The sequence below is a fragment of the Micromonospora sp. WMMD1274 genome (assembly GCF_049179035.1).
Lineage (GTDB): Bacteria > Actinomycetota > Actinomycetes > Mycobacteriales > Micromonosporaceae > Micromonospora > Micromonospora tulbaghiae.
Window position 1 is genome coordinate 995,481 of sequence record NZ_JBMHMG010000001.1, and the last position, 21,626, is coordinate 1,017,106.

Genomic DNA, 21,626 nt, shown 5'->3' on the forward strand with positions numbered 1-21,626 from the left:
GACGCGGTCAGCGGTGGCCCTCCGGGCGCTGCCGCCAGCGGTCCTCCATCCGGTCGAGGAAGGAGCCCCGACGGCCACCACCACCGCCACCGCCACTGCGGCCACGGGGACGACGCCGGCTCGTCGTGCCGCCGACCACGTGCAGGTCGGGCGACTGGGATCGGCGGTGCGACTGCACCGCGTAGCCCAACGAGGCCAGCATGACGACGAAACCCGCCACGGCCACCGCAGGAATCTTGATCACGGCACCGTAGATCAACAGGGCCAGACCAGCGACGACCACGCCGGCAGCGACGAGCACGCGACGCCGCGCGTGGAAACGCGGGTCGCTGGCGCGCACGGCCGAGGCGAACTTGGGGTCCTCGGCAAGCGACCGCTCGATCTGCTCGAACAGCCGCTGCTCGTGCTCCGAGAGCGGCACGGCACTCCTCCCCGGTCACGTTGGTCGGCCCGGTCGGGCCGACAGACCGTGGCAGCCAACCGGCTGCTTACCCGCAAGTCTACGAGGGCCCCCGCGCGTCGGAAAGCGGGACGACCTACGGCCGGGTCGGTTTTTCGACTTGTCGTGTATCACGACGGCCGAGAAGACTGGCCGGACCTATGACGGACCGCCCGAATCGGGCAGCCGCGGCGTCGGCCGCCGCCTCCGCCTCGCGCCAGCCGCGCTCGGGCGCACCGAGGGTGAGCTGCTGCGGGGTCTCTCCTGCGGGGGCGAGACCTTCCATCCGGACACCGACCAGCCGAACCGGCTCGCCGGGGGCGAGTGCGACCCAGAGCGCCCAGGCCGTGTCGAACATCTCCCGGGCGGTGTCGGTGGGCACGGCGAGCGTGCGGGAGCGGCTGACCGTCCGGAAGTCGGCGAAGCGGACCTTGAGCGACACGGTGCGGCCCACCTGCCCGGCCGCGCGCAGCCGGGAACCGGCCTTGTCGGCGAGCGCGAGCAGGGACCGCCGGATCTCGTCCGGGTCGGTCACGTCGGTGTCGAACGTGACCTCCGCGCCGATCGACTTCTCCACCTGCTCGGGTGTGACCGCGCGCGGGTCACGCCCCCAGGCCAGCTCGTGCAGGTGGGTGGCGGACGCCTCGCCCACCGCCCGGCGCAGCAGGCCCGCCGGTGCCTCGGCGAGGTCGCGCACGGTACGCAGGCCGAGGCGGCGCAGCGCGTCCGCGGAACGCTCCCCCACGCCCCACAGCGCGGACACCGGCAGCGGGTGCAGGAAGTCCAGCACCCGGGCGGCCGGGACCACGAGCAGGCCGTCGGGTTTGGCCCGGGTGGAGCCGAGCTTGGCCACGAACTTGCTCGGCCCCACGCCGACCGAGCAGGTCAGTCGCTGTTCCTCGGCGACCCGGCGGCGGATCAGCGCGGCGATGTCGGCGGGCCGGCCGAACAGCCGGCGGGCGCCCGCCACGTCGAGGAACGCCTCGTCCAGTGAGAGCGGCTCGACCAGGGGCGTGACGTCCCGGAAGATCCGCATGACCGCCCGCGACGCCTCGGTGTAGGCGGTGAAGTCGGGCGGGAGGTAGACCGCGCCGGGGCAGAGCGCGCGGGCGCGAGCGGTGGGCATGGCGCTGCGGACGCCGTACCGCCGGGCCTCGTAGCTGGCGGAGCTGACCACGCCGCGCGGCCCGACGCCGCCCACCACCACCGGCCGGCCGCGCAGCTCGGGCCGGCGGCGCACCTCCACCGAGGCGTAGAACGCGTCCATGTCGACGTGCAGGACGGTGCAGCCGGTGTCGTCGGCGTCCGGCCCGAAGCGCGGGTCACCGCCTCGGGGCAACGACTGGCTACGGCCCATGTCAGCAGGCTAGCCCGCCGGTCCGACAACCCCACGGCGACCGCCCGCCGGCCCCGGACCAGGCGGGGCCGACCCAGGGGACAGCGCAGAGGCACGGACGAACCGGGGTCAGCCGCGGACCACCAGCAGCGGGATCGTCATCTCGGCGGCGGTGTCCGCGCCGTGGTACGCCACCAGCCGCGACGCCATCGGCGGTTCGGAGCGGGTGGCGACCACCGCGTACGTGTCGCGGCAGACCACCACCACGTCGCCGATCCGGGTCAGGTGTGCCTCGGGCACCGGCCCGAACCAGCCGGTCGCCACCGCCTCGGCCCGGGTCAGCACGTGCGCGGCCGGGCCCAGCACCTCGCTCCAGGCGGCCGTCACGTCGGCCTCGGCACCCGGCTCGACGTGCAGGTAGCGGACGCGGGGCTCGCCGGCGACCACCCGTACCCCGGCCCGCAGGCGGGGGTCGGTGTCCAGGTCGATCCGGTGCGCGGCGGGCACGTCGAGCTGGCCGTGGTCGGCGGTGACCAGCAGCGCGGCGTCCGGCGGCAGCCCGTCGACGAGCCGGGCCAGCAGCGTGTCCACGTCGGCGGCGGCGGCCCGCCAGGGCGCGGAGTCCACGCCGCTGAGGTGCCCGTGCCGGTCCAGGTCGGGGTGGTAGCCGGAGACGAGGGCGGGGCCGTCCCCGGCGGCGAGCGCCGCCAGCATCCGGGCGGCGAGCGCGTCGACGCCGGCCGCGCCCCGGTAGTCGCCGCCCCGGTTGGCGGCGAGCGTCAGGCCGCTGCCGGCGAACTCGGGACGGCTGACCACTGTCACGGCGACCCCGGCGGCGCGCGCCCGCTGGTACCAGGTGGGCACCGGCTGCCAGCTCGCCGGGTCCGGGTCGCCGGCCCAGTCGACGTGGTTGAGCACCCGGTCGGTGCCGGGCACCCGGACCGTGAAGCCGAGTACGCCGTGCGCGCCGGCCCCGGTGCCGGTGCCGAGGCTGACCAGGCTGGTCGGCGTGGTGGACGGGAAGCCGGTGGTGAGCGGCCGGCCGACGGTGGCGGCCAGGCCGGCGAGCGTCGGAGCGTACGGGGCGGCGGTGGGGATCTGGTACCAGCCGAGGCCGTCGACGAGCAGCACCGCGATCCGGCGTACCCCGGTCAGGCGCGGGGCCAGGCCGAGCCGGTCGGCCGCGCCCGGCACGCCGAGCAGCGCCAGCGCGCTGGGCAGCACGTCGGTCAGGCCGCCGCCGTCGTAGCGGGGCGCCACCCGGTCCAGCGGGCCGGGAGCCGGATCGGGGGCCGGGCCGGTCATGCCGGGCGGCGGGCGAACAGGTGCAGCTGGGCGGCGAGATCGCGGTACGGGGACCGGGCCGCCAGGGCGCGCTCCAGTTCCACCAGGGCGGCCTGCTGCCCGTCGGCGACCGCGGCCGGGAGCAGGTCGGCGAGCACCCGTACCCCGTGGATCTCCTCCACGACGAGGCCGGCGGCGGTGAGCAGCGCGCTCGCGTCGGTGGTGTCGTAGCGGCGGCGCAGCGTGTCCCGGCCGCCGGTGGTGCCGCGCGGGTCGGCGGCGAGCGCGGCGGCGGCGTCCAGTTGCCCGTTCATCGCCCGGCCGAACACGGCGGCGGCCCGGCCGGCGACGAGCACGCTCGCCGCGCCACCCGGGCGCAACGCGGTGACCAGCGCGGACATCACCGGTTCCGGGTCGTCGACCACTTCGAGGACGGAGTGGCAGAGCACCAGGTCCACGGTGGCCGGTTCGACGAGTCCGGTGAGCGCGTCGGCGTCGCCCTGCGTCGCGCGTACCCGATCGGCGACCCCGGCCTCGGCGGCCCGGCGGGTCAGCGCGGCGAGCGCGTCGGGGCTGGCGTCGACCACTGTGACCCGGTGACCGGCCTCGGCGAGCGGGACGGCGAAGCCGCCGGTCCCGCCGCCGACGTCGAGCACGGAGAGTCGTTCGCCGGCCCGCCGGTCCAGCTCGGCCCGGAGCACCGACCAGATGACGGCGGTGCGGGGGGTGAGGGTTCGGATCTGCTCCACGCGCCGAGCCTAGTCACCCCCCGGCCCGGGTTCAGGACTCGCCGCCGCCGGCGGGGTCGTCCTCGGCGCGGGAGCGCTGGTCGTTGGCCACCGGGCCGTCGGTCACCTGGTATTCCCGCGGCTCGGCCTCGTGGGTGGGCGCCCAGTCGGCGCCGAGGCGGGTCCGTCGGGCGTTGGCTACGCCACCGGCGTACGTGCGGTGAAAGGTCATCGGTTCATCCCCCATACCCCGGGTGGGCCGCTCTGCCCACCCGCGTCGGGAGTCTCCCGCCTCCGGCCCGGAGAAACCGTAATGTGGATCACTCCATCAACGGAAATCCCTGGATGCCGGTGTGACGGGGGGCTCGATCGCGTCCAGCCGGTCCGCGGTGAGGTTCGTGACGCCCTCGTGCCGCTGCAGCCGGCCCCGCACCACCAGTGCTCCGCTGGTGCGGGCGATTCGACGGTATCTCTGCCACAACCCCGGGGAGCAAGTGACATTCAGCATCCCGGTCTCGTCCTCCAGGTTGAGGAACGTGACGCCGCCGGCGGTCGCCGGACGCTGCCGGTGGGTGACGATCCCGCCGACCCGGATCCGCTGCCCGGGCGGCACCTGGCCGAGCCGGGCGATCGGCACCGCGCCCAGTTCGTCGAGCCGGTCCCGGATGAACCGGGCCGGGTGGCTCTCCGGGGACAGGCCGGTGGCCCAGACGTCGGCGACCAGGCGGTCCACCGCGGCCATGCCGGGCAGTGTGGGCGGGTCCGCGCCGGTCACCGTGCCGGGCAGCCGGCCGGGCCGGTCCTGGGCCGCCGCGCCGGCGGCCCAGAGGGCCTGCCGCCGGGTCAGCCCGAAACAGGCGAAGGCGTCAGCGGTGGCCAGCGCCTCCAGCTGCGCGGCGGTGAGACCGACGCGGCGGGCCAGGTCCGGCATGTCCCGGTACGGCCCGTGCGCGGTCCGCTCCGCCTCGATCCGCTCGGCCACGTCCTCGCCGAGGGTACGGACGCTGCCCAGCCCGAGCCGTACCGCCGGGCCGCCCAGTCCCCAGGCGTACGGCGGCTCGCCCGGCACGCTGCCCCACCGGGTCTGCGGGGTGGACTCCAGCACCGCCTTGGCGCCGCTGGCGTTGATGTCCGGCCGGCGCACCTCGACGCCGTGCCGGCGGGCGTCGTCGGCGAGCGTCTGCGGCGAGTAGAAGCCCATCGGCTGGGCGTTGAGCAGCGCGGCCAGGAACGGGCCCGGGTGGTAGCGCTTGAGCCACGAGCTGGCGTACACCAGGTAGGCGAAGCTCATCGCGTGGCTCTCCGGGAAGCCGTAGCTGGCGAACGCGGTGAGCTTGCGGTACACGTCGTCGGCCAGCTCGCCGGTGATGCCCCGCTCGGCCATCCCGGCGTAGAGCCGGTCGGCGATCTGCGCCATCCGCTCCACCGAGCGTTTCGCCCCCATGGCCCGGCGCAGCTGGTCGGCGCCGGCCGCGTCGAACCCGGCCAGGTCGATGGCGAGCTGCATGAGCTGCTCCTGGAACAGCGGTACGCCGAGCGTCTTCTCCAGCGCGTTGCGCATCAGCGGGTGCGCGTACGTGACCGGCTCCTGGCCGTTCTTGCGCCGGATGTACGGGTGCACCGAGCCGCCCTGGATCGGGCCGGGCCGGATCAGCGCCACCTCCACCACCAGGTCGTAGAACTCGCGCGGCTTGAGCCGGGGCAGCGTGGCCATCTGGGCGCGGCTCTCCACCTGGAACACGCCCACCGAGTCGGCCCGGCAGAGCATGTCGTAGACCTCGGGGTCGTCCAGGTCCATGTCGCCCAGGTCGAGGCTGGACCCGATCAGGTCGTAGCCGTAGTGCAGCGCCGACAGCATGCCGAGGCCGAGCAGGTCGAACTTGACCAGGCCGACGGCGGCGCAGTCGTCCTTGTCCCACTGGAGCACGCTGCGGCCGGGCATCCGGCCCCACTCCACCGGGCACACCTCGATCACCGGCCGGTCGCAGATCACCATGCCGCCGGAGTGGATGCCCAGGTGCCGGGGGAACGTCTGCAGCTCGTTGGCGTACGCGACCACCTGCTCCGGGATGTCCGCCACGTCGACCGCGGCGACCGAACCCCACCTGTCGATCTGCTTGCTCCAGGCGTCCTGCTGGCCGGGCGAGAAGCCGAACGCCTTCGCGACGTCGCGCACCGCCGACCGGGGCCGGTACGAGATGACGTTGGCGACCTGGGCGGTGTGCTCCCGGCCGTAGCGGGCGTAGACGTGCTGGATGACCTCCTCCCGGCGGTCGGACTCGATGTCCACGTCGATGTCGGGCGGGCCGTCGCGTTCCGGGGCGAGGAACCGTTCGAACAGCAGCCGGTGCCGGACCGCGTCCACGTTGGTGATGCGCAGCGCGTAGCAGACCGCCGAGTTGGCCGCCGAGCCCCGGCCCTGGCAGTAGATGTCCTGCGCGCGGCAGAACGCGACGATGTCGTAGACCACCAGGAAGTAGCCGGGGAAACCGAGGTCTTCGATCATCCGCAGCTCGTGTTCCAGCTGCGCGTACGCCTCCGGGTGCGCCTCGGGCGGGCCGTAGCGCTCGCGGGCGCCGTCCATGGTCAGCCGGCGCAGCCAGCTCATCTCGGTGTGCCCGGGCGGCACCGGGTACGCCGGCAGCTTCGGCGCCACGAGCTGGAGGTCGAAGGCGAGTTCCGCACCGTATTCCGCGGCCCGCGCCACCGCGCCCGGGTACGCGGCGAACCGCGCCGCCATCTCCGCGCCGCTGCGCAGGTGGGCGGTGGCCGCGGCGGGCAGCCAGCCGTCGATCTCGTCGAGGCTGCGCCGGGCCCGGACCGCCGCGACTGTGGTGGCCAGCCGCCGCCGGCCCGGGGTGGCGTAGTGCACGTTGTTGGTGGCCACCGTGGGCAGCCCGGCCGCGGCGGCCAGCTCGGCGAGCGCGTCGTTGCGGTCGGCGTCGACCGGGTGGCCGTGGTCGGTCAGCTCCACCGCCACCGTCTCCGCGCCGAACAGCGCGGTGAGCCGGTCCAGTTCCCGGGCCGCCGCGTCGACGCCCTCGGTGAGCAGCGCGGCGGGCACGTGCCCCTTGCGGCAGCCGGTGAGCACCAGCACGTGGTCGCGCAGCTCGTCGGCGATCTCCTCCAGCTCGCCGTAGACCGGGCGGCCCTTCTCCCCGCCGCGCAGCTGGGCGCGGGAGATGGTGGCGGCCAGGCGCGCGTACCCCTCGTGGCCGTGCGCGAGCACCAGCAGGTGCCGGCCGAGCGGGTCGGGTTCGCCGTTCTGCGGGCCGGGCAGCCCGAGGGACAGTTCCGCGCCGAAGATCGTCGGCAGCCGCAGCGCGCGGGCCGCCTCGGCGAAGCGCACCACGCCGTAGAAGCCGTCGTGGTCGGTGACGGCGAGCGCGGTCAGCCCGAGCCGGGCCGCCTCCTCGGCCAGTTCCTCCGGGTGGCTGGCCCCGTCGAGGAAGCTGAAGTTGGAGTGCGCGTGCAGCTCCGCGTACGGCACCACGCCGTCCGGGCGGTCCAGCTCCGGCGGCCGGTATTCCTGGCGTTTGCGGCTCCACGCCGGTGAGTCGCCCCCGTCGGCGTCGACCGCGAGCGGGTCGACCACGTGCGGCTCCACCACGTGCAGGTGCCGCTCGCCCTTGGCCCGCCCGGAGAGCACCTGCTCCAGCTTGGACCACGGCATCTTCGGGTTGTGGAAGCTCACCGGCGCCCGCCTCGCCCTGCACCCGAAAGCCCGAGATCTTGGTACGAAACGGCCCCCAGAGGGGCGCTTTCCTTCCAAGATCTTCCTTCGTCCTGACAGGTGGAACGCGCATCCCGGAAAGCGGAAAATCGCGTGGCGGCTCGGCCGACCGGGCACCGCACGCCGGCAGGGGCCCGGCTCGGGACGGGGACCCACCGCTCAGTCATAGATCGCCTCCACCAGCCACTGCCCGCCCTCGACCGCGAGCAGCAGGGCGGCACCGTCGGCCAGGCACACCTGGAACCGGGCCCGGCGGCGCGCCTCGGCCGGCGCCCACCAGCGCTCGTCCACCGGCCACGGACCGGCCCACCCGGTGATCTCGGCCGGCCGGCCGGCGCCGACGGTGAGCCGGGCCGGCGCCGCGCTGACCGCCAGCCGGGCGCTCACCACGACCGGCTCCCCGGCGGCGTCACGCACGTCGGCCGGCAACGGGGTGGGCAGCACCACGGCCGGCGACGGTGGCGGAATCCGTCCCGGCCACGGCGGCTCGGCCACCGCCCGGCCCCGGCCGGCCCGTCGCCCCGCACGGCCCTCAGGGGGTACGACGACAGGGGCGGACGCGGCACCCGGAGCGGCCCCGACGGCCGGGCGCGACGGCGTCACGCCGCTCGCCGGAGCTGCAGCCGAACCGGTCGGGACCGGGCGCGACGCCGCGACCCCGCTCACCGAACCGGCCGGGACCGGTGGCACGGCGGCGGGAGGGGCGGGGGGCAGGGGTTGCGGGCCGGGGCGCGCGGGCACCCGCTCGTCGCCCCACGGCACCAGGCGCACCTGGTCGGCCGGGGACCGCCCGCCGCCGAGCACCGCGGTGACCACCGCCTCGGGGCCGAGGATGCCCTGTACCCGGCTCAGCGCGCGGTGCGCCCGCTCCCGCTCCTCACCAGTCTCCCCCCACAGCCCGGGTTGCAGGCCCGCCTGGGCGAGCACCCCGTCGGGCACCAGTCGCAGCCGGACGATCCCGGCGGTGGGGCGGGCCGGACGCGTCCCGCCCCGGCCGTTGCTGCCGGAGAGCCAGCCGTCGAGCTGCCAGCGGACCCGGTCGGCGATGGCCGCCGCGGTGAGCAGGCCGTCGTGCCGCCAGACCCGGTGCAGCTCCTGGCCGTGCGCGGTGACCGCCTCGATGCCGAGGCGGGTGCAGGCCAGCCCGTACCCGGCCAGCCGCTCGTGCAGCCGTTCGGCGAGCGTGCGGGCGGCGAACGCGGCGGCGTCGACCCGGTCGATCGGCTCGTCGTAGTCGGCGGTGACGGTGAGGTCGGCGGGTGGCTGCCGGACCGCGAGCGGGCGGTCGTCCCGGCCGCCGGCGAGCCGGTGCGCCAGCGCCCCGTCGAAGCCGAACCGGGCCAGCACGTCCCCGGCCGGCAGCGCCGCGAAGTCGCCGAGGGTGCGGACGCCGAGCCGGCGCAGCAGGTCGGCCAGGGCGGGCCGGCCGAGCGCCTCGACCGGCCGGGCGGCCAGGAACTCGCGGGTGCCGCCGGGGGCCACGATCCGCCCCTCCCGGGCGGCCAGCCCGGCCGCGAACACCCCGTCGGCGATGCCGACCTGGCTCTCCACCGCGCAGCTCTGCGCGACGTGCTCCACGATCCGCTCGGCCGCCGCCTCCTCGCCGCCGAGGTAGCGGCTCGGCCCCCGGGCCGCCGTGGCGCAGGCGCCGGGCCGGATCACCTCGACGCCGGCGACCACCTCCTCCACGGCGGCCACCACCGGTTCGAACGCGCGCACGTCCCGGCCGGGGTCGTGGTCGACCACCGTGAGGTGCGGGCAGCGCCCCTGCGCCTCGCGGCGGCGCAGCCCGCGCCGGATCCCCTCGGCGCGGGCCCGTTCGGAGCAGGCGATCACCCGGTTGGCGTGCAGCACCACGACCGGGTCGGTGGCGGGCACCCCGTCGACGATCTCGGCGGCGAGGACCGGCCAGTCCGGACACCAGAGCAGCAGCGTCCGCTGCGGTACGCCGCTCACGCCGGACCGGCCGCGGCGAGCGTACGGGCGGGTGGGGCGACCACGCGCAGCCGGCGTGACGGCGTGGCGGACGGGGCGCCGAGCCCGGCCGAGCGGGGGATCACCCGGGTCAGTTCGTCGCCGGGCAGCCACACCTTGATCTCCTTGGGACGGGCGGCGGCGCCCCGGCCCCGGGCCGAGACGGTCACCTCGCGGCGGCGCAGCCGCCCGCGACCGGGGCCGAGCCCCTGCCAGACGCCCCGGACCACCTGGAGCGTGACGTCCGCGCCGTCCCACCGGCCGTACGGGACGAGCACGCTTCCGCGCTGCCGGGCACGGGCGGCCAGCCGGGTGGCGACCGAGGCGGAGACGGTGGCCGGCACGGCGGTGACCACCACGTCGACCCCGTCGATGAGCGCGGCGACCACAGTGGGCCACTCCGGCCCGGGGTCGGGCACCAGGGCCAGCCGGTCCAGGGCGATGCCCGCCTCGGCCGCCGCGCCGGCCCCGAAGGTGGGTACGCCGACCACGGCGCACCACGAGCCGGCCCGGGACGCCTCGGCGAGCAGCGCGAGGATCAGCGAGGTGGCACCGCTGCGCCGGGGCTGCCCGGCGCCGACCGCGACGGTGCTGCCGCGCCGCAGGCCGCGGTTGGGCAGCAGCCCGGTCAGCTCGGCCCGGACGGGAAGCACCCGGTGGCCGCCGGCCGGGTCGGGTGCGCTCGCCGGCCGGACCAGATCGGCCAGGGCGGCGGAACCGACCACCATGCGGCCCGCCATCGGACCAACCCCCCGTCGTGTTTCGCCACGGGCCTCACCCGTGGATGGTGCTGTGGATCGTGTCGTGCGCGGCACGCGTGTGCCGTGGGTGCGGCGCCCGGCCACCCGGGGTCCCGCCGGTGGCGGCCGGGCGCCACGAATCAGGCGGCGGCTGCTCCGGGCCGGGGCGGGGAGTCGGAGGCGCCGAGCCGCAGCGGGCGGGGCAGGCCGTCGAGCGCCGGCTGGTGTGCCAGGCCGAGCGCGGTCTCCACCACCGTCACGAACTCCTCGGCGGCGCGCAGCAGGTCGTCGGCCTCCCGGGCGGTGACCACGCGGGGGATGCCGGCCTCGGCGGCGGCCCGCTTGCTCGCGCCGGCGGCGAAGTAGGCGGCCCACTCGTCCAGTTCGGGGGCGACGGTGGCGAGCAGCACCCAGACGCTGGTGATCCGGTGCCGGCGGGTGGGTGCGGGGCGGGCCCGGGCGGCGAGCACGGCGGCGGCGGCGCGCAGCGCCGCGAGGTGGGCGGCGGCGTACCGCAGGCCGTCGGGGCGGGTGCGTGCGGCCTCGGCCAGCCCGTCGCGGGCCACCGCGAGCAACTGGGCGGGGGTGCGGTGCGGCAGCACGTGCGCGGGCACCGTGGGTGCCTGGGCCGGACTGGTCGGCATGAGTCTCTCCTCCGCGTGTGGCCGGGGCGGGCGGTCGCGCGACGGGGAACGTCGCCCGGTCGCCCGGAACGGTCGGTGCGGAGGAAGACGCACCCTTTTCAGGTGGCGGCCGGCCGGATGTGGACGCTTCCCCACACCCACACCCGGCCGGCGTGCCGGCGGGTCCGTCGCCCGCCGCCCGGGGGTCGTGGGCGGCGGGCGACGACCTGCCTGACGGGCCCGGACTCGCGACTGTCCGAGACCCGGTGCGGCCCGCGGTGCCGCACCTCCCGGAAGCCGGTGCCGCGAAACACCGCTTCCGGAGCGTTCGACGGGTGCGCGACCGGCTCGGATCAGGCCGGGCCAGCCGGGGAGCTGAGCCGCTGCCGTTCGGACTGAGCCGAACTTCGGGCCGATCGAACTTCGAGCCGGAATCGAACACTCGTTCTAACTACCCAGACAGTACACCTCCCCACCGACGAAAACGCAACGTGTGACGCGCCGGGGACGCACGGGAGGGCGACGGCCCCCGGCGGGGGCGTACCGGGGTGAGGGAAGAATGGGTGCATGCAGCCACACCCGAACGTGCAGGCGGTGCAGCGCGCGCTCGACGACGCGGGCGCGCGGAACGGATCGGGCGAGGCCAGCCTCGTCCGGCTACTGCCCGAGGCGGTGCACACCGCGGCCGCGGCGGCCGAGGCGCTCGGCGTCGCCGTCGGCGCCATCGCCAACTCGCTGATCTTCGACGCGGACGACGCGCCGCTGCTGGTGCTCACCTCCGGCGCGCACCGGGTGGACACCGCCGGGCTGGCCGCCACGCTGGGCGTGACCCACCTGCGCCGGGCCACCCCGGAGTTCGTCAAGCGGCACACCGGGCAGGTGATCGGCGGCGTCGCCCCGGTCGGCCACCCCGCGCCGCTGCGGACCGTCGTCGACACCGCACTGGCCGGGTACGACGAGGTGTGGGCGGCCGGCGGCGTGCCCCGGGCGGTGTTCCCCACCACGTACGCGGAACTGCTGCGGATCACCGCCGGCACCCCGGCCGAGGTGGCGTGAACCCCGGACTCGTCACGCTGCACGTGTGGCGTGTGCCCCGCCGGGCCGTACCCGGTGTGCCGGCCCGGATGGCCACCCACCCGGCACGGCTGCGCCGGCTGCCGGGCGTGCGCTTCGCCAAGCTGCTCGGCACCGGGACCGGCACCGGCTTCGGCCCCGGCGACGCCGACCTGACCCGGTGGGCCGCGCTCGTGGTCTGGGACTCCCCCGCCGACGCGGACGGCTTCGACGCCTCCCCGGTCGCCCGCTCCTGGGCCCGGATCGCCCACGCCGCGGTACGGGTGGACCTGCGCCCGCTGACCAGCCGCGGCCGGTGGTCCGGCCGGGAGCCGTTCGGCGCGCCGTCGGGCGGGCGGGTCACCGGGCCGGTGCTGGCGCTGACCAGGGCCCGGCTGCGGGCCCGCCGGGCGGCCACGTTCTGGCGCGCGATCCCGCCGGTCGCCGCCGAGCTGCACACCGCGCCCGGCCTGCTCGCCCGGTTCGGCGTCGGCGAGGCGCCGCTGGGCTGGCAGGGCACGGTGAGCGTGTGGCGCGACCCGGCGGACCTGGTCGCGTTCGCGTACCGTTCCCCGGAGCACCGCGCCGCGATCACCCGCACCCCCACCGAGGGCTGGTACGCGGAGGAACTGTTCGCGCGGTTCGCGGTGGGCGACGTGGTCGGCGACCGTACGGTGCTCGGCTGGGCCGCCGCCGACGGCGACCCGGAAACATCGAGAGGGTACGCATGAGGCTGGTGCGGTGGACACCGGACGACCTGGTCCGGCGGCTGGACGACGTGGTGGCCGTCTACGGCGAGGCGATGGGCTACCGGCCCGACCTGCTGGAGGCCCGCCGCGGCTACATCGCCACCCACGTCCGCCGGCCCGGCTTCCGCGCCGTCGCCAGCCTGACCAGCGAGGGGCACCTGGCCGGTTTCGGGTACGGCTACCGGGGCGCCACCGGGCAGTGGTGGCACGACCAGGTGCACCGGGCGCTGAACGCGCAGGACCGGCAGCGCTGGCTGGCCCACCCGTTCGAGGTGGTCGAGTTGCACGTCCGCCCGCCCGCGCAGGGGCACGGCCTGGGCGCCCGCCAGTTGCGCGCGCTGCTCGCCGTGGCCGAGGGCGACACCACGCTGCTGTCCACGCCGGAGGCCGACGAGGAGAAGTCCCGGGCCTGGCGGCTGTACCGCCGGTTCGGCTTCGTCGACGTCCTGCGCCACTTCCACTTCCCCGGTGACGAGCGGCCGTTCGGCGTGCTCGGCCGGGACCTGCCGCTGCCCCCGCCGGACGTGTCATGAAGGGCCGGCTGCCCTGGGCGCTGCTGGCCGTGCTGGTGCTCGCCCAGATCTGCTACCCGCTCACCGGCGGCGCGACCCGGGCCGGGCTCACGGTGGCCACGGTGGTGCTCGGCTGGCTGCTCTCGGTCGGCCACGCGTTGCTCACCCGGGGCGTCCGTGCGGCCGTCGCACTGGTCGCGGTCGTCACCGGCGGCGGGTTCGCGGTGGAGGCGATCGGCGTGGCCACCGGGTTCCCGTTCGGCAGCTACGACTACTCCGGCGAGCTGGGCCCCAAGCTGGCCGGGGTGCCGCTGATCATCCCGCTCGCCTGGACCTGGATGGCCTGGCCGGCCTGGCTCACCGCGGTCCGGCTGGTCCGCTCCCGCCTCGCGCGGATCGCGCTCTCCGCGGTGGGGCTGGCCGCCTGGGACCTGTTCCTCGACCCGCAGATGGTGGCCGAGGGCTACTGGACCTGGCTCGACGCCACCCCGGCGCTGCCCGGGCTGCCCGGCATCCCGATCAGCAACTACCTGGGGTGGCTGGGCTTCGCGGTGCTGCTCGCCGTCGCGCTGCGCCCGCTCGCCGGGCCGTCGGCGGACCGGGTCGACGGCCGGGACGCCCCGATGTTCGCGCTCTACCTCTGGACGTACGCCTCCAGCGTGCTGGCGCACGCGGTGTTCCTGCGGCTGCCGGCCTCGGCGCTGTGGGGCGCGGCCGGGATGGCGGTGGCGGCGGTGCCGCTGGCGGTGACGCTGTGGCGGGCCCGCCGGGACCCGGCCGCCGAGCCGCAACCGGCGCCGCGCGTCGACGCCCCGGCATGATCGCCGCCCTCGCGCTGGCCGTGGCGGTCGGCGCGCTCACCGGGCACACGCTCGTCAACGCGTACGCCTGGCTGCGCCGCCCCACCGCCGGCCCGGCCGAGGTGACCGAGCCGGTGGCGGTGCTGCTGCCGTTGCGCGACGAGGCCGAGCGGGTCACCCCGTGCCTGCGCGCGCTGCTGGCCCAGCGCGGCGTGCCGGACCTGCGCATCGTGGTGCTCGACGACGGCTCGACCGACGGCACCGCCGACGTGGTCCGTGCGGTGGCCGGTGACGATCCCCGGGTCACCCTGCTCACCGGCGTCGCCCCGCCGCCCGGCTGGCTGGGCAAGCCGCACGCCTGCTGGCAGCTCGCCACCCGCACCGGCCCGGAACCGGCCGTGCTGGCCTTCGTCGACGCCGACGTGGTGCTCACCCCGTACGCGGTGGCGGCGGCCGTGACCGAGTTGCGCGCGGCGGACGCGGCGCTGCTGTCGCCGTACCCCCGGATCGTGGTGCGGACGGCGGCCGACCGGCTGGTGCAGCCGTTGTTGCAGTGGTTGTGGCTGACGTTCCTGCCGCTGCGCGCGATGGAACGCTCGCGGCGGCCCTCGCTCGCAGCGGCGGGCGGGCAGTTCCTGGTCGTGGACCGGGCCGGCTACCTGCGGGCCGGCGGGCACGCGGCGGTGGCCGACAAGGTGCTGGAGGACATCGAGCTGGCCCGGGCGGTGAAGCGGGCCGGCGGGCGGATCGCGCTCGCCGACGGGTCCCGGCTGGCGTCCTGCCGGATGTACGACACCTGGCCGCAGCTGCGCGACGGCTACACCAAGTCGCTGTGGGCGACGTTCGGGCACCCCGCCGCAGCGGCCGCCGTGCTCGCGCTGCTGGTCGCGCTCTACGTCGCGCCGCCGCTGCTGGCCGCCGGGGCGCTGCTCGCCGGCGCGCCGGCGGTGGCCGCTGTGGCGTTCCTGGCCTACCTGGCCGGTGTCGCCGGGCGGGTGGTGAGCGCCCGCGCCACCGGCGGGCGGGCGTGGCCCGACGCGCTGGGCCACCCCGTGTCGGTCGTGGTCCTCGGTTGGCTGACCGTCCGGTCGTACCATCTGCGGAAGCGACACCGGCTCACCTGGCGGGGTCGCCCGGTCACCTAGGAGGGGCACGCCATGGCGCGCATCGTGGTCATCGGCGCCGGGGTGGGCGGGCTCGCCGCCGCCGCCCGGCTCGCGGTCACCGGGCACGAGGTCACCGTCCTCGAACGGGCCGGCACGGTCGGGGGCAAGCTCGGCCGGTACGCCCACCACACCCCCGAGGGGGTGTGGCACTTCGACACCGGGCCGAGCCTGTTCACGCTGCCGCAGGTCTTCCACGACCTGTTCGAGGCGACCGGGGCGAAGCTCGACGAATACCTCGACCTGGTCCCGCTGGACCCGATCGTGCGGCACGTCTTCCCCGGCGGCGGGCAGGCGCTCGACTCCTGCGCCGACCCGGACGAGTTCGCCGCCCGGATCGGCGCCGCGTTCGGCGACCGGTCCGCCGCCGACTGGCGAGGGCTGTGGCGGCGCGCCGACCGGGTGTGGGCGGCCTCGCACCGGGACATCCTGCGCCGCACCGTCGACTCGCCCCGCGACCTGGCCGCGCTGGCGTGGCGGCTGGGCGACCTGGCCGCCATCGGCCCCGGCCGCAGTCTGCGCGGGCTGGGCCGCCGCCACCTGTCCGACCCGCGGCTGCGGATGCTGCTGGACCGGTACGCCACGTACACCGGCGCCGACCCGCGCCGCGCCCCGGCCGCGCTCGTCGCCGTGCCCTACGCGGAGCTGGCGTACGGCGGCTGGTACCTGCGCGGCGGGCTGGGCACGCTCGCCGACGCGCTGCTGTCGCGCTGCCTGGACCTGGGCGTGGTGGTGCGCACCGGCGCCACCGTCACCCGGATCGACGCCGCGGGCGGGCGGGTGCACGGCGTACGCGTGGCGGGGACGGCCGCGCCGGTGCCCGCCGACGTGGTGGTCGCCAACGTGGACGCGCTCACCGTCTACCGGGACCTGCTGCCCGACCCGCGCCGGCTGGCCGCGCTCACCGACCGCAGCCTGGCCGGGTTCGTGCTGCTGCTGGGCGTGCGCGGCGACTCCGGGCTGGCCCACCACAACGTCTTCTTCCCCCGCGACTACGACGCCGAGTTCGACGCCGTGTTCGGTGACCCGGGTCGCGGGGTGCGGGCCCGCCCGGCGCCCGACCCGACGGTGTTCGTCACCGCCGCCGACGACCCGGCGGTCCGCCCCGACGGCCACGAGGCGTGGTTCGTGCTGGTCAACGCGCCCCGGCACGGCACCGCCGCGAGCGCCGTGGACTGGCGGCGGCCCGGGCTGGCCGAGGCGTACGCGGACCGGATCCTCGACGTGCTGGCCGAGCGCGGGGCCGACGTGCGGGACCGGCTGGTGTTCCGGGAGATCCGCACCCCGGCCGACCTGGACGCGGCCACCGGCGCGCCGGGCGGGGCGATCTACGGCACGGCGGGCGGACTGCTGCGCCCGTCCAACCGGGGCCCGGTCGCCGGGCTCTGGCTGGTCGGCGGCTCCAGCCACCCGGGCGGCGGCCTGCCCATGGTGACACTGTCCGCGGAGATCGTCGCGGAGGCGGTCGGCCCGGCCTGGTGAGGGGTGCCGCCGCCCGGGGGCGCGGCGGTCAGCCGGCGTCGACCAGGGCGCGGCGGACGGCGGAGAGCAGCTGGCCGAGGCCGAACCCGGCGAGCAGCACCCAGACCGTGGTGGCCATGGTGATGGTGCCGGCGGTCAGGTCGGCGTCGATCAGGCCGGTGAGCCCGGCGACCAGCAGCCCGACCAGCGCCACGCAGACCCGGGTGGGCCGCTCCCCCACCGTCACCGCGCCGATCTCCCGCATCCCGGCCGACACCGCGCGCGCCCGCACGTACTCGTGCAGCCAGGACAGGCCGCCGGCCGCCGCCACCAGCGCGCCCGGCGCGCCGAGCAGCCAGAACGCGACCAGCCAGGCCACCTCGCCGAGCCGGTCGGCGACCGAGTCGTACACGTATCCCAGCCGGGTGGTGCGGCCGGTGGCCACCGCCACCGCGCCGTCGACGCTGTCGGCCACGGCCGCCAGCAGCACGAACAACGCGCCCAGGAACGGCCCGTTGCCGGGCCGCTCCACGAACAGGGGTACGCAGAAGCAGAGCAGCACCCCGAACACGGTCACCGGGGTCGGGCCGACGCGCAGCCGGCCCAGCACGTAGCCCACGTGGTAGGCGAAGCGCAGCCAGGCGCGCACCACCGGCGCGGCGGTACGCGGATCGAAGCCGCCGTGCAAGCGCGCCCACGCGGTCGCGTACTGGTCCCAGTTCAGCTGTGTGCCCACCACGGATCAACCGTAGAAGCACGGCGCGGGTGTCGTGTGGCGGGTGGTCACACCCGTGCGGCGGCGCGCAGCCGCTGCCACACCTCCCGGGTCGCCGTGGACCGGTTGAGCGTGATGAAGTGGATCCCCGGCACGCCCTCGTCGAGCAGCTTCTCGCACATCTCGCTCGCCTGCTCGACGCCGAGGCGGCGGACCGCCTCCGGGTCGTCGGCCACCCGCTCGAACCGCTCCGCCAGCGCCGGCGGGAACGGCGCGCCGGACAGCTGCACCGACCGTTCGATGGTGCCGATCTGGGTCACCGGCATCACGCCGGCCAGGATCGGCGTGTCGCAGCCCGCGGCGGCCACCCGGTCGCGCAGCCGCAGGTACTCGTCGGCGTCGAAGAACATCTGGGTGATGGCGAACTCGGCGCCGGCCCGGCACTTGCGGACGAAGTGCGCGGTGTCGCTGTCCACGTCCGGCGAGCGCGGGTGCTTGTACGGGAAGGCGGCCACGCCGACGCTGAAGTCGCCGCTGTCGCGGACCAGCCGGACCAGGTCCTCGGCGTACCGGACGCCCTCGGGGTGGGCGATCCACTCGCCGCCCGGGTCGCCCGGCGGGTCGCCCCGCACGGCCAGCACGTTGCGCACCCCGACCGAGGCCAGCCGGCCGATCACGTGCCGCAGCTCGGCGACCGAGTGGTTCACCGCGGTCAGGTGCGCCATCGGCAGCAGCGTCGTCTCGGTGGCGATCCGCTCGGTCACCGCCACCGTGGTGTCGCGCGTCGAGCCGCCCGCGCCGTAGGTGATCGACACGAACGAGGGACGCAGCGACTCCAGCTCGCGGATGGCCTGCCAGAGCAGCTTCTCCCCGGCCTGGGTCTTCGGCGGGAAGAACTCGAAGGAGAACGTGGGACGGCCGTCACGGATCAGCTCCCCGATGGCCGGCTGGGGATTGGGAAGGACCGAGGGAAGACCGAGCGCCACGGACCGACTGTAACCGGGACGGCACGCCGCACCGGGAATCTTCCCAGCCCGCGAACACCTGCCCCGGCGCGACGTCGTACCCCGGGGGTAGAACTACGGCAGCGCGGTGGGGCGGCCGACGGCCGTTCCGGGGGCCCGCGCGGGGGTCGCCACGACGGCGACGCGCCGGCGCCACCACCTGGCCGGGCGTCCGCGTCGCCATCCGCGCCGTCGCCCCGGAGGTTCCGATGATCCCGTCCCCGCCGCCCGGCCCGCGCCTGCTCGGGCCGCTGCTGGCCGAGTTGCGGGCCGCCCGTGGCTGGAGCCAGCAGCGGATGGCCGCCGAGCTGTGCGCCGCCTCCGGGGTGCCCACGCTGACCCGCAACGAGGTGTCCCGCTGGGAACGCCAGCTGCGGCTTCCCGGCGACTTCTGGTCCGCCTGGCTGGCGACGGTCCTGGGGGTGCCGGGCGAGCTGCTGGCCGATGCCGCCGCCCGCAGCCGCCGGCTGGGCGTGGCGCCCGCCGCGGTCGACCCGGCCGGATCCCGCGCCCGGCTGGCCCTGCTCACGCTCGCGTACCGCTGGGCGGCCGACCCGGGCGGCCGCACGCCGGCCGGCCCGTTCGCCGCCGCACCGCCGCCGCGGCCCGGCCGTCCCGGGCGGGACGGCGAGCACCGGACCGCTCGCCACGGCCCACGCAGGCCCGTCGCGGACGAACCCTGGCCGCTCGGCGCCGACGTCCCGAGCGGCCCGGACGACGAGCCCGCCGGAGGCGGTTCCGGTCGTGGTCACCCGGCGGACGGGGTGACGCTCGCCACGCTGCGGCGCTGGGACGACCTGCTCGGCGGCGGCGACCTCGCCGGGCACGGCGCCCGCCGGCTGCGGCGGGCGGTCCGCGGCTACCGGCGCGCCGGGCCCGCCGGCCGGCGGGCGATGCTGCCCGCGCTCGCCGAGTCGGCGCAGCTCGCCGGCTGGCTGGCCGCCGACGCCGGCGACCCCGGTGGGGGCCTGGTCGCGTACCGGCTGGCGCTGCGGGCGGCGGTGGCCGCCGGGCAGCCGCCGCTGGCCGGGTACGTGCTCGCGTCGGCCAGTCACCTGCTGGCCGACGCCGGCGACGCGGCCGGCGCGCTGGTCCTGGCCCGGATCGGGTACGCCGCCGGCCGCGCCGGCGCCTCACCCGGCCTGCGGGCGCTGCTGCTGCACCGGGTGGCGCTCGCCGCCGCGCTCGCCGGGCGTCCCCGCGCCGCCGGGCAGGCGCTGGCCGGGGCGGATCGGGCCGGCACACCGGAGCCCGGCCGGGAGCCGCCCTGGCTCTACTGGCTCGACGCGGCCGAACTGGCCGCGATGACCGGGCGCACGCTCGTCGCGCTGGGCCGTCCGGCCGCCGCCGTGCCGCTGCTGACGCCCGCGGTGGGCGCGCGGGGCCGCCCGCGCCGGTCCGCCGTGTACGGCGGCTGGCTGGCCCGCGCTCACCTGGGCCTGGGCGCGGTGCCCGAGGCGTGCGCGGTGGCCGGCGATGCGCTGCTCGACGCGGTCCGGTCCGGTTCCCACCGGGCCGTCGGCCAGCTCACCGCGTTCCGCCGCGGCCTGGCGCACGCGCCGCCCGGTCCGGCCACCCGGGGGTACGCGCGAGCGCTCACCACTGCCCGCCCGTACCTGCCGTCCGGCGTGCCGCGCCACCTGCGCGACCGTCCGTCCCGGTGACGCACGAGGCACGCCGGGACGCCGGGCACGACGAGAGCGGGTGCGAACCGCTAGCGTCGTGGCGTGACCCACGCTGCTCCCGTATCCCCCGTCGATCGCGCCGGCCTGCGCCAGCGGATCGACAAGGCGCTGACCGAGTTCCTCGCCGGCCAGCGCGGCTGGCTGACCGCCGTCGACGACGGCCTGCTGCCCGTCGCCGAGGCGATCGAGGCGTTCGTGCTGGGCGGCGGCAAGCGGCTGCGCCCGGCGTTCGGCTACTGGGGTTACCGGGGCGCCGGCGGGGTCGACTCCGACCAGGTCGTCGCCACCCTGGCCGCGCTGGAGTTCGTACAGGCCAGCGCGCTGATCCACGACGACCTGATGGACCGGTCGGACACCCGGCGCGGCGAGCCGGCGATGCACAGGCGGTTCGCCGCCCGGCACCGCGCGGCGAGCTGGGGCGGCGACGCGGACTCCTTCGGCGACGCCGCGGCGATCCTGCTGGGCGACCTGTGCCTGGTCTGGTCCGACGAGCTGCTGCACTCCTCCGGCCTGCCGCCGGCCACAGTGGCCCGGGCCCGGCCGGTCTTCGACGAGATGCGCACCGAGGTGACAGTCGGGCAGTACCTGGACGTGCTGACCCAGGCCACCGGGGACACCTCGCTGGACCGGGCGGCCAAGGTGGCCCGGTACAAGTCGGCGAAGTACACGGTCGAGCGCCCGCTGCTGCTCGGCGCCGCGCTGGCCGGCGCGCCGCCGGAGGTGCACGCCGCGTACTCGGCGTACGGGCTGCCGCTGGGTGAGGCGTTCCAGCTCCGCGACGACGTGCTGGGGGTGTTCGGCGACCCGGAGCGCACCGGCAAGCCGGCCGGCGACGACCTGCGCGAGGGCAAGCGGACGTACCTGGTGGCGGCCGCCCTGGAGACGCTCGACCCGGCCGGCCGGGAGGCGCTGCTGGCCGGGCTCGGCGTACCGGACCTGGACGCGGCCGGGGTGGACCGGCTGCGTGAGCTGATCACCAGCAGCGGCGCGCTGGATCGGGCCGAGCGGCACATCGCCGCGCTCACCGAGAGCGCCTTGGCCGCGCTCACCGCTGTCGACCTGGACACCGAGGCCCGTCAGGCCCTGGTCGACCTGGCCATAGCCGCCACCCGCCGCCCCGCCTGACCGCCCCTCGCCCCTTGCGGGCGTCGATCATGAAGTTGGCGGCGAAGTCGATCTCCGATCGTGCCGCCAACTTCATGATCGACGGGGTGGGTTAGAAGGCGACGGCCTGGGCTCGGCGTTTGACCTCTCGGGCCAGGTCGCCGCCGAGGGCCACGGCGGGGGTGCCGGGAAGACTCGGGTCCTCCCGGTAGAGCCAGCGCAGCGCCTCCTCGTCGTCGTAACCGGCGTCGGCGAGCAGGTTGAGCACGCCGGGCAGGTGCTTGAGCACGGTGCTGTTGGCCACCAGGTCGGCCGGGATCCGGCGGACGCCGTCGCGGCGCACCGCGATCAGCTCACGGTCGCGGATCATCTGGTGCACCTTGCTGATCGACAGGTCCAGGCGCTCGGCCACGTCGGGCAGCGTCAGCCAGCCGGCCGGGTCGGCCGGTCCGGCCAGGTCGGGGCCGGTCTCGGCGGGTACGGAATCGGTCACCCGACCACCCTGCCACGTGCCCGCCGGGCC

Annotated in this window: 20 protein-coding genes; 8 read left to right on the forward strand and 12 right to left on the reverse strand. The window is 76.6% G+C overall.

The genetic code is table 11. The features are described from left to right. Positions 1-7: 7 nt before the first annotated feature. From ACN27D_RS04095 to ACN27D_RS04135, 9 genes are all read right to left on the reverse strand, one after another. The gene (locus ACN27D_RS04095; protein ID WP_120568815.1) at positions 8-421 is read right to left on the reverse strand and encodes a DUF3040 domain-containing protein; all 414 of its coding nucleotides are present in this window, start codon (positions 419-421) and stop codon (positions 8-10) included. A gap of 115 nt (positions 422-536) precedes the next feature. Beyond that, entirely contained in the window at positions 537-1,796 is a 1,260-nt protein-coding gene (locus ACN27D_RS04100; RefSeq protein WP_421498562.1) for a DNA polymerase IV, read from the reverse strand. Positions 1,797-1,904: 108 nt separating this feature from the next. Beyond that, entirely contained in the window at positions 1,905-3,080 is a 1,176-nt protein-coding gene (locus ACN27D_RS04105; protein WP_421498563.1) for an alkaline phosphatase family protein, read from the reverse strand. Then, entirely contained in the window at positions 3,077-3,808 is a 732-nt protein-coding gene (locus ACN27D_RS04110; protein WP_252449252.1) for a methyltransferase domain-containing protein, read from the reverse strand. Before ACN27D_RS04110 ends, ACN27D_RS04105 begins: the two co-directional genes overlap by 4 nt. Before the next feature lie 31 nt (positions 3,809-3,839). Further along, positions 3,840-4,019, reverse strand: coding sequence for a hypothetical protein (locus ACN27D_RS04115; RefSeq protein WP_030500224.1), 180 nt, complete (start codon positions 4,017-4,019; stop codon positions 3,840-3,842). Positions 4,020-4,115: 96 nt separating this feature from the next. Next, positions 4,116-7,481, reverse strand: coding sequence for an error-prone DNA polymerase (locus ACN27D_RS04120; RefSeq protein ID WP_421498564.1), 3,366 nt, complete (start codon positions 7,479-7,481; stop codon positions 4,116-4,118). 198 nt (positions 7,482-7,679) lie between these two features. After that, on the reverse strand, positions 7,680-9,476 hold the full coding sequence (locus ACN27D_RS04125; protein WP_421498565.1) for a DNA polymerase Y family protein: 1,797 nt from the start codon (positions 9,474-9,476) through the stop codon (positions 7,680-7,682). After that, the gene (locus ACN27D_RS04130; protein ID WP_120568809.1) at positions 9,473-10,234 is read right to left on the reverse strand and encodes a hypothetical protein; all 762 of its coding nucleotides are present in this window, start codon (positions 10,232-10,234) and stop codon (positions 9,473-9,475) included. Before ACN27D_RS04130 ends, ACN27D_RS04125 begins: the two co-directional genes overlap by 4 nt. A 140-nt stretch (positions 10,235-10,374) precedes the next feature. After that, positions 10,375-10,878: an SAV_6107 family HEPN domain-containing protein gene (locus tag ACN27D_RS04135; RefSeq protein WP_013475768.1), complete on the reverse strand. Its 504-nt coding sequence runs from the start codon at positions 10,876-10,878 to the stop codon at positions 10,375-10,377. Positions 10,879-11,424: 546 nt separating this feature from the next. Between ACN27D_RS04135 and ACN27D_RS04140 the strand changes: the two genes are divergently transcribed. From ACN27D_RS04140 to ACN27D_RS04165, 6 genes are read left to right on the forward strand one after another with little or no spacing between them, the layout of a single operon-like run. Continuing rightward, a complete protein-coding gene (locus ACN27D_RS04140) occupies positions 11,425-11,913 on the forward strand; it encodes a YbaK/EbsC family protein (protein ID WP_120568807.1) in 489 nt (162 codons plus the stop codon). Beyond that, entirely contained in the window at positions 11,910-12,641 is a 732-nt protein-coding gene (locus tag ACN27D_RS04145) for a monooxygenase (protein WP_120568806.1), read from the forward strand. The genes ACN27D_RS04140 and ACN27D_RS04145 overlap by 4 nt, the downstream gene beginning before the upstream one ends. Further along, positions 12,638-13,192 (forward strand): GNAT family N-acetyltransferase, encoded by a 555-nt coding sequence (locus ACN27D_RS04150; protein WP_252449246.1) that lies wholly within the window; start codon positions 12,638-12,640, stop codon positions 13,190-13,192. Before ACN27D_RS04145 ends, ACN27D_RS04150 begins: the two co-directional genes overlap by 4 nt. Beyond that, the gene (locus tag ACN27D_RS04155; RefSeq protein ID WP_421498566.1) at positions 13,189-13,992 is read left to right on the forward strand and encodes a carotenoid biosynthesis protein; all 804 of its coding nucleotides are present in this window, start codon (positions 13,189-13,191) and stop codon (positions 13,990-13,992) included. Before ACN27D_RS04150 ends, ACN27D_RS04155 begins: the two co-directional genes overlap by 4 nt. Beyond that, positions 13,989-15,116, forward strand: a complete 1,128-nt coding sequence (locus tag ACN27D_RS04160; protein WP_421498567.1) for a glycosyltransferase — start codon at positions 13,989-13,991, stop codon at positions 15,114-15,116. The genes ACN27D_RS04155 and ACN27D_RS04160 overlap by 4 nt, the downstream gene beginning before the upstream one ends. 12 nt (positions 15,117-15,128) lie before the next feature. Continuing rightward, positions 15,129-16,616, forward strand: coding sequence for a phytoene desaturase family protein (locus ACN27D_RS04165; protein ID WP_121686146.1), 1,488 nt, complete (start codon positions 15,129-15,131; stop codon positions 16,614-16,616). 28 nt (positions 16,617-16,644) lie between these two features. On the opposite strand, the gene ACN27D_RS04170 is transcribed toward ACN27D_RS04165, so the two are convergent. Together ACN27D_RS04170 and metF are read right to left on the reverse strand one after the other, a co-directional pair. After that, on the reverse strand, positions 16,645-17,334 hold the full coding sequence (locus ACN27D_RS04170; protein ID WP_013287633.1) for a CDP-alcohol phosphatidyltransferase family protein: 690 nt from the start codon (positions 17,332-17,334) through the stop codon (positions 16,645-16,647). Positions 17,335-17,378: 44 nt separating this feature from the next. Then, entirely contained in the window at positions 17,379-18,296 is a 918-nt protein-coding gene (gene metF / locus ACN27D_RS04175) for a methylenetetrahydrofolate reductase [NAD(P)H] (protein WP_121686148.1), read from the reverse strand. A gap of 227 nt (positions 18,297-18,523) precedes the next feature. Here metF and ACN27D_RS04180 point away from each other — a divergent pair, with 227 nt between their 5' ends. Together ACN27D_RS04180 and ACN27D_RS04185 are read left to right on the forward strand one after the other, a co-directional pair. Beyond that, positions 18,524-19,978 carry a helix-turn-helix domain-containing protein gene (locus ACN27D_RS04180; RefSeq protein WP_421498568.1) on the forward strand — a complete coding sequence of 485 codons (1,455 nt, stop codon included), beginning with the start codon at positions 18,524-18,526 and terminating at the stop codon, positions 19,976-19,978. A gap of 63 nt (positions 19,979-20,041) precedes the next feature. Next, positions 20,042-21,124 carry a polyprenyl synthetase family protein gene (locus tag ACN27D_RS04185; protein ID WP_121683671.1) on the forward strand — a complete coding sequence of 361 codons (1,083 nt, stop codon included), beginning with the start codon at positions 20,042-20,044 and terminating at the stop codon, positions 21,122-21,124. A 91-nt stretch (positions 21,125-21,215) separates the two neighbouring features. Here ACN27D_RS04185 and ACN27D_RS04190 read toward each other — a convergent pair whose 3' ends face one another. After that, positions 21,216-21,596 carry an Rv2175c family DNA-binding protein gene (locus ACN27D_RS04190; protein ID WP_120568800.1) on the reverse strand — a complete coding sequence of 127 codons (381 nt, stop codon included), beginning with the start codon at positions 21,594-21,596 and terminating at the stop codon, positions 21,216-21,218. Between the last annotated feature and the right edge of the window lie 30 nt (positions 21,597-21,626).

Bases quoted from the DNA above. Each gene is read 5' to 3' on its own strand.
- ACN27D_RS04100 (WP_421498562.1), bottom strand. From the start codon at position 1,796: ATGGGCCGTAGCCAGTCGTTGCCCCGAGGCGGTGACCCGCGCTTCGGG.
- ACN27D_RS04105 (WP_421498563.1), bottom strand. From the start codon at position 3,080: ATGACCGGCCCGGCCCCCGATCCGGCTCCCGGCCCGCTGGACCGGGTG.
- ACN27D_RS04115 (WP_030500224.1), bottom strand. From the start codon at position 4,019: ATGACCTTTCACCGCACGTACGCCGGTGGCGTAGCCAACGCCCGACGG.
- ACN27D_RS04130 (WP_120568809.1), bottom strand. From the start codon at position 10,234: ATGGCGGGCCGCATGGTGGTCGGTTCCGCCGCCCTGGCCGATCTGGTC.
- ACN27D_RS04135 (WP_013475768.1), bottom strand. From the start codon at position 10,878: ATGCCGACCAGTCCGGCCCAGGCACCCACGGTGCCCGCGCACGTGCTG.
- ACN27D_RS04140 (WP_120568807.1), top strand. From the start codon at position 11,425: ATGCAGCCACACCCGAACGTGCAGGCGGTGCAGCGCGCGCTCGACGAC.
- ACN27D_RS04150 (WP_252449246.1), top strand. From the start codon at position 12,638: ATGAGGCTGGTGCGGTGGACACCGGACGACCTGGTCCGGCGGCTGGAC.
- ACN27D_RS04155 (WP_421498566.1), top strand. From the start codon at position 13,189: ATGAAGGGCCGGCTGCCCTGGGCGCTGCTGGCCGTGCTGGTGCTCGCC.
- ACN27D_RS04160 (WP_421498567.1), top strand. From the start codon at position 13,989: ATGATCGCCGCCCTCGCGCTGGCCGTGGCGGTCGGCGCGCTCACCGGG.
- ACN27D_RS04165 (WP_121686146.1), top strand. From the start codon at position 15,129: ATGGCGCGCATCGTGGTCATCGGCGCCGGGGTGGGCGGGCTCGCCGCC.
- ACN27D_RS04180 (WP_421498568.1), top strand. From the start codon at position 18,524: ATGATCCCGTCCCCGCCGCCCGGCCCGCGCCTGCTCGGGCCGCTGCTG.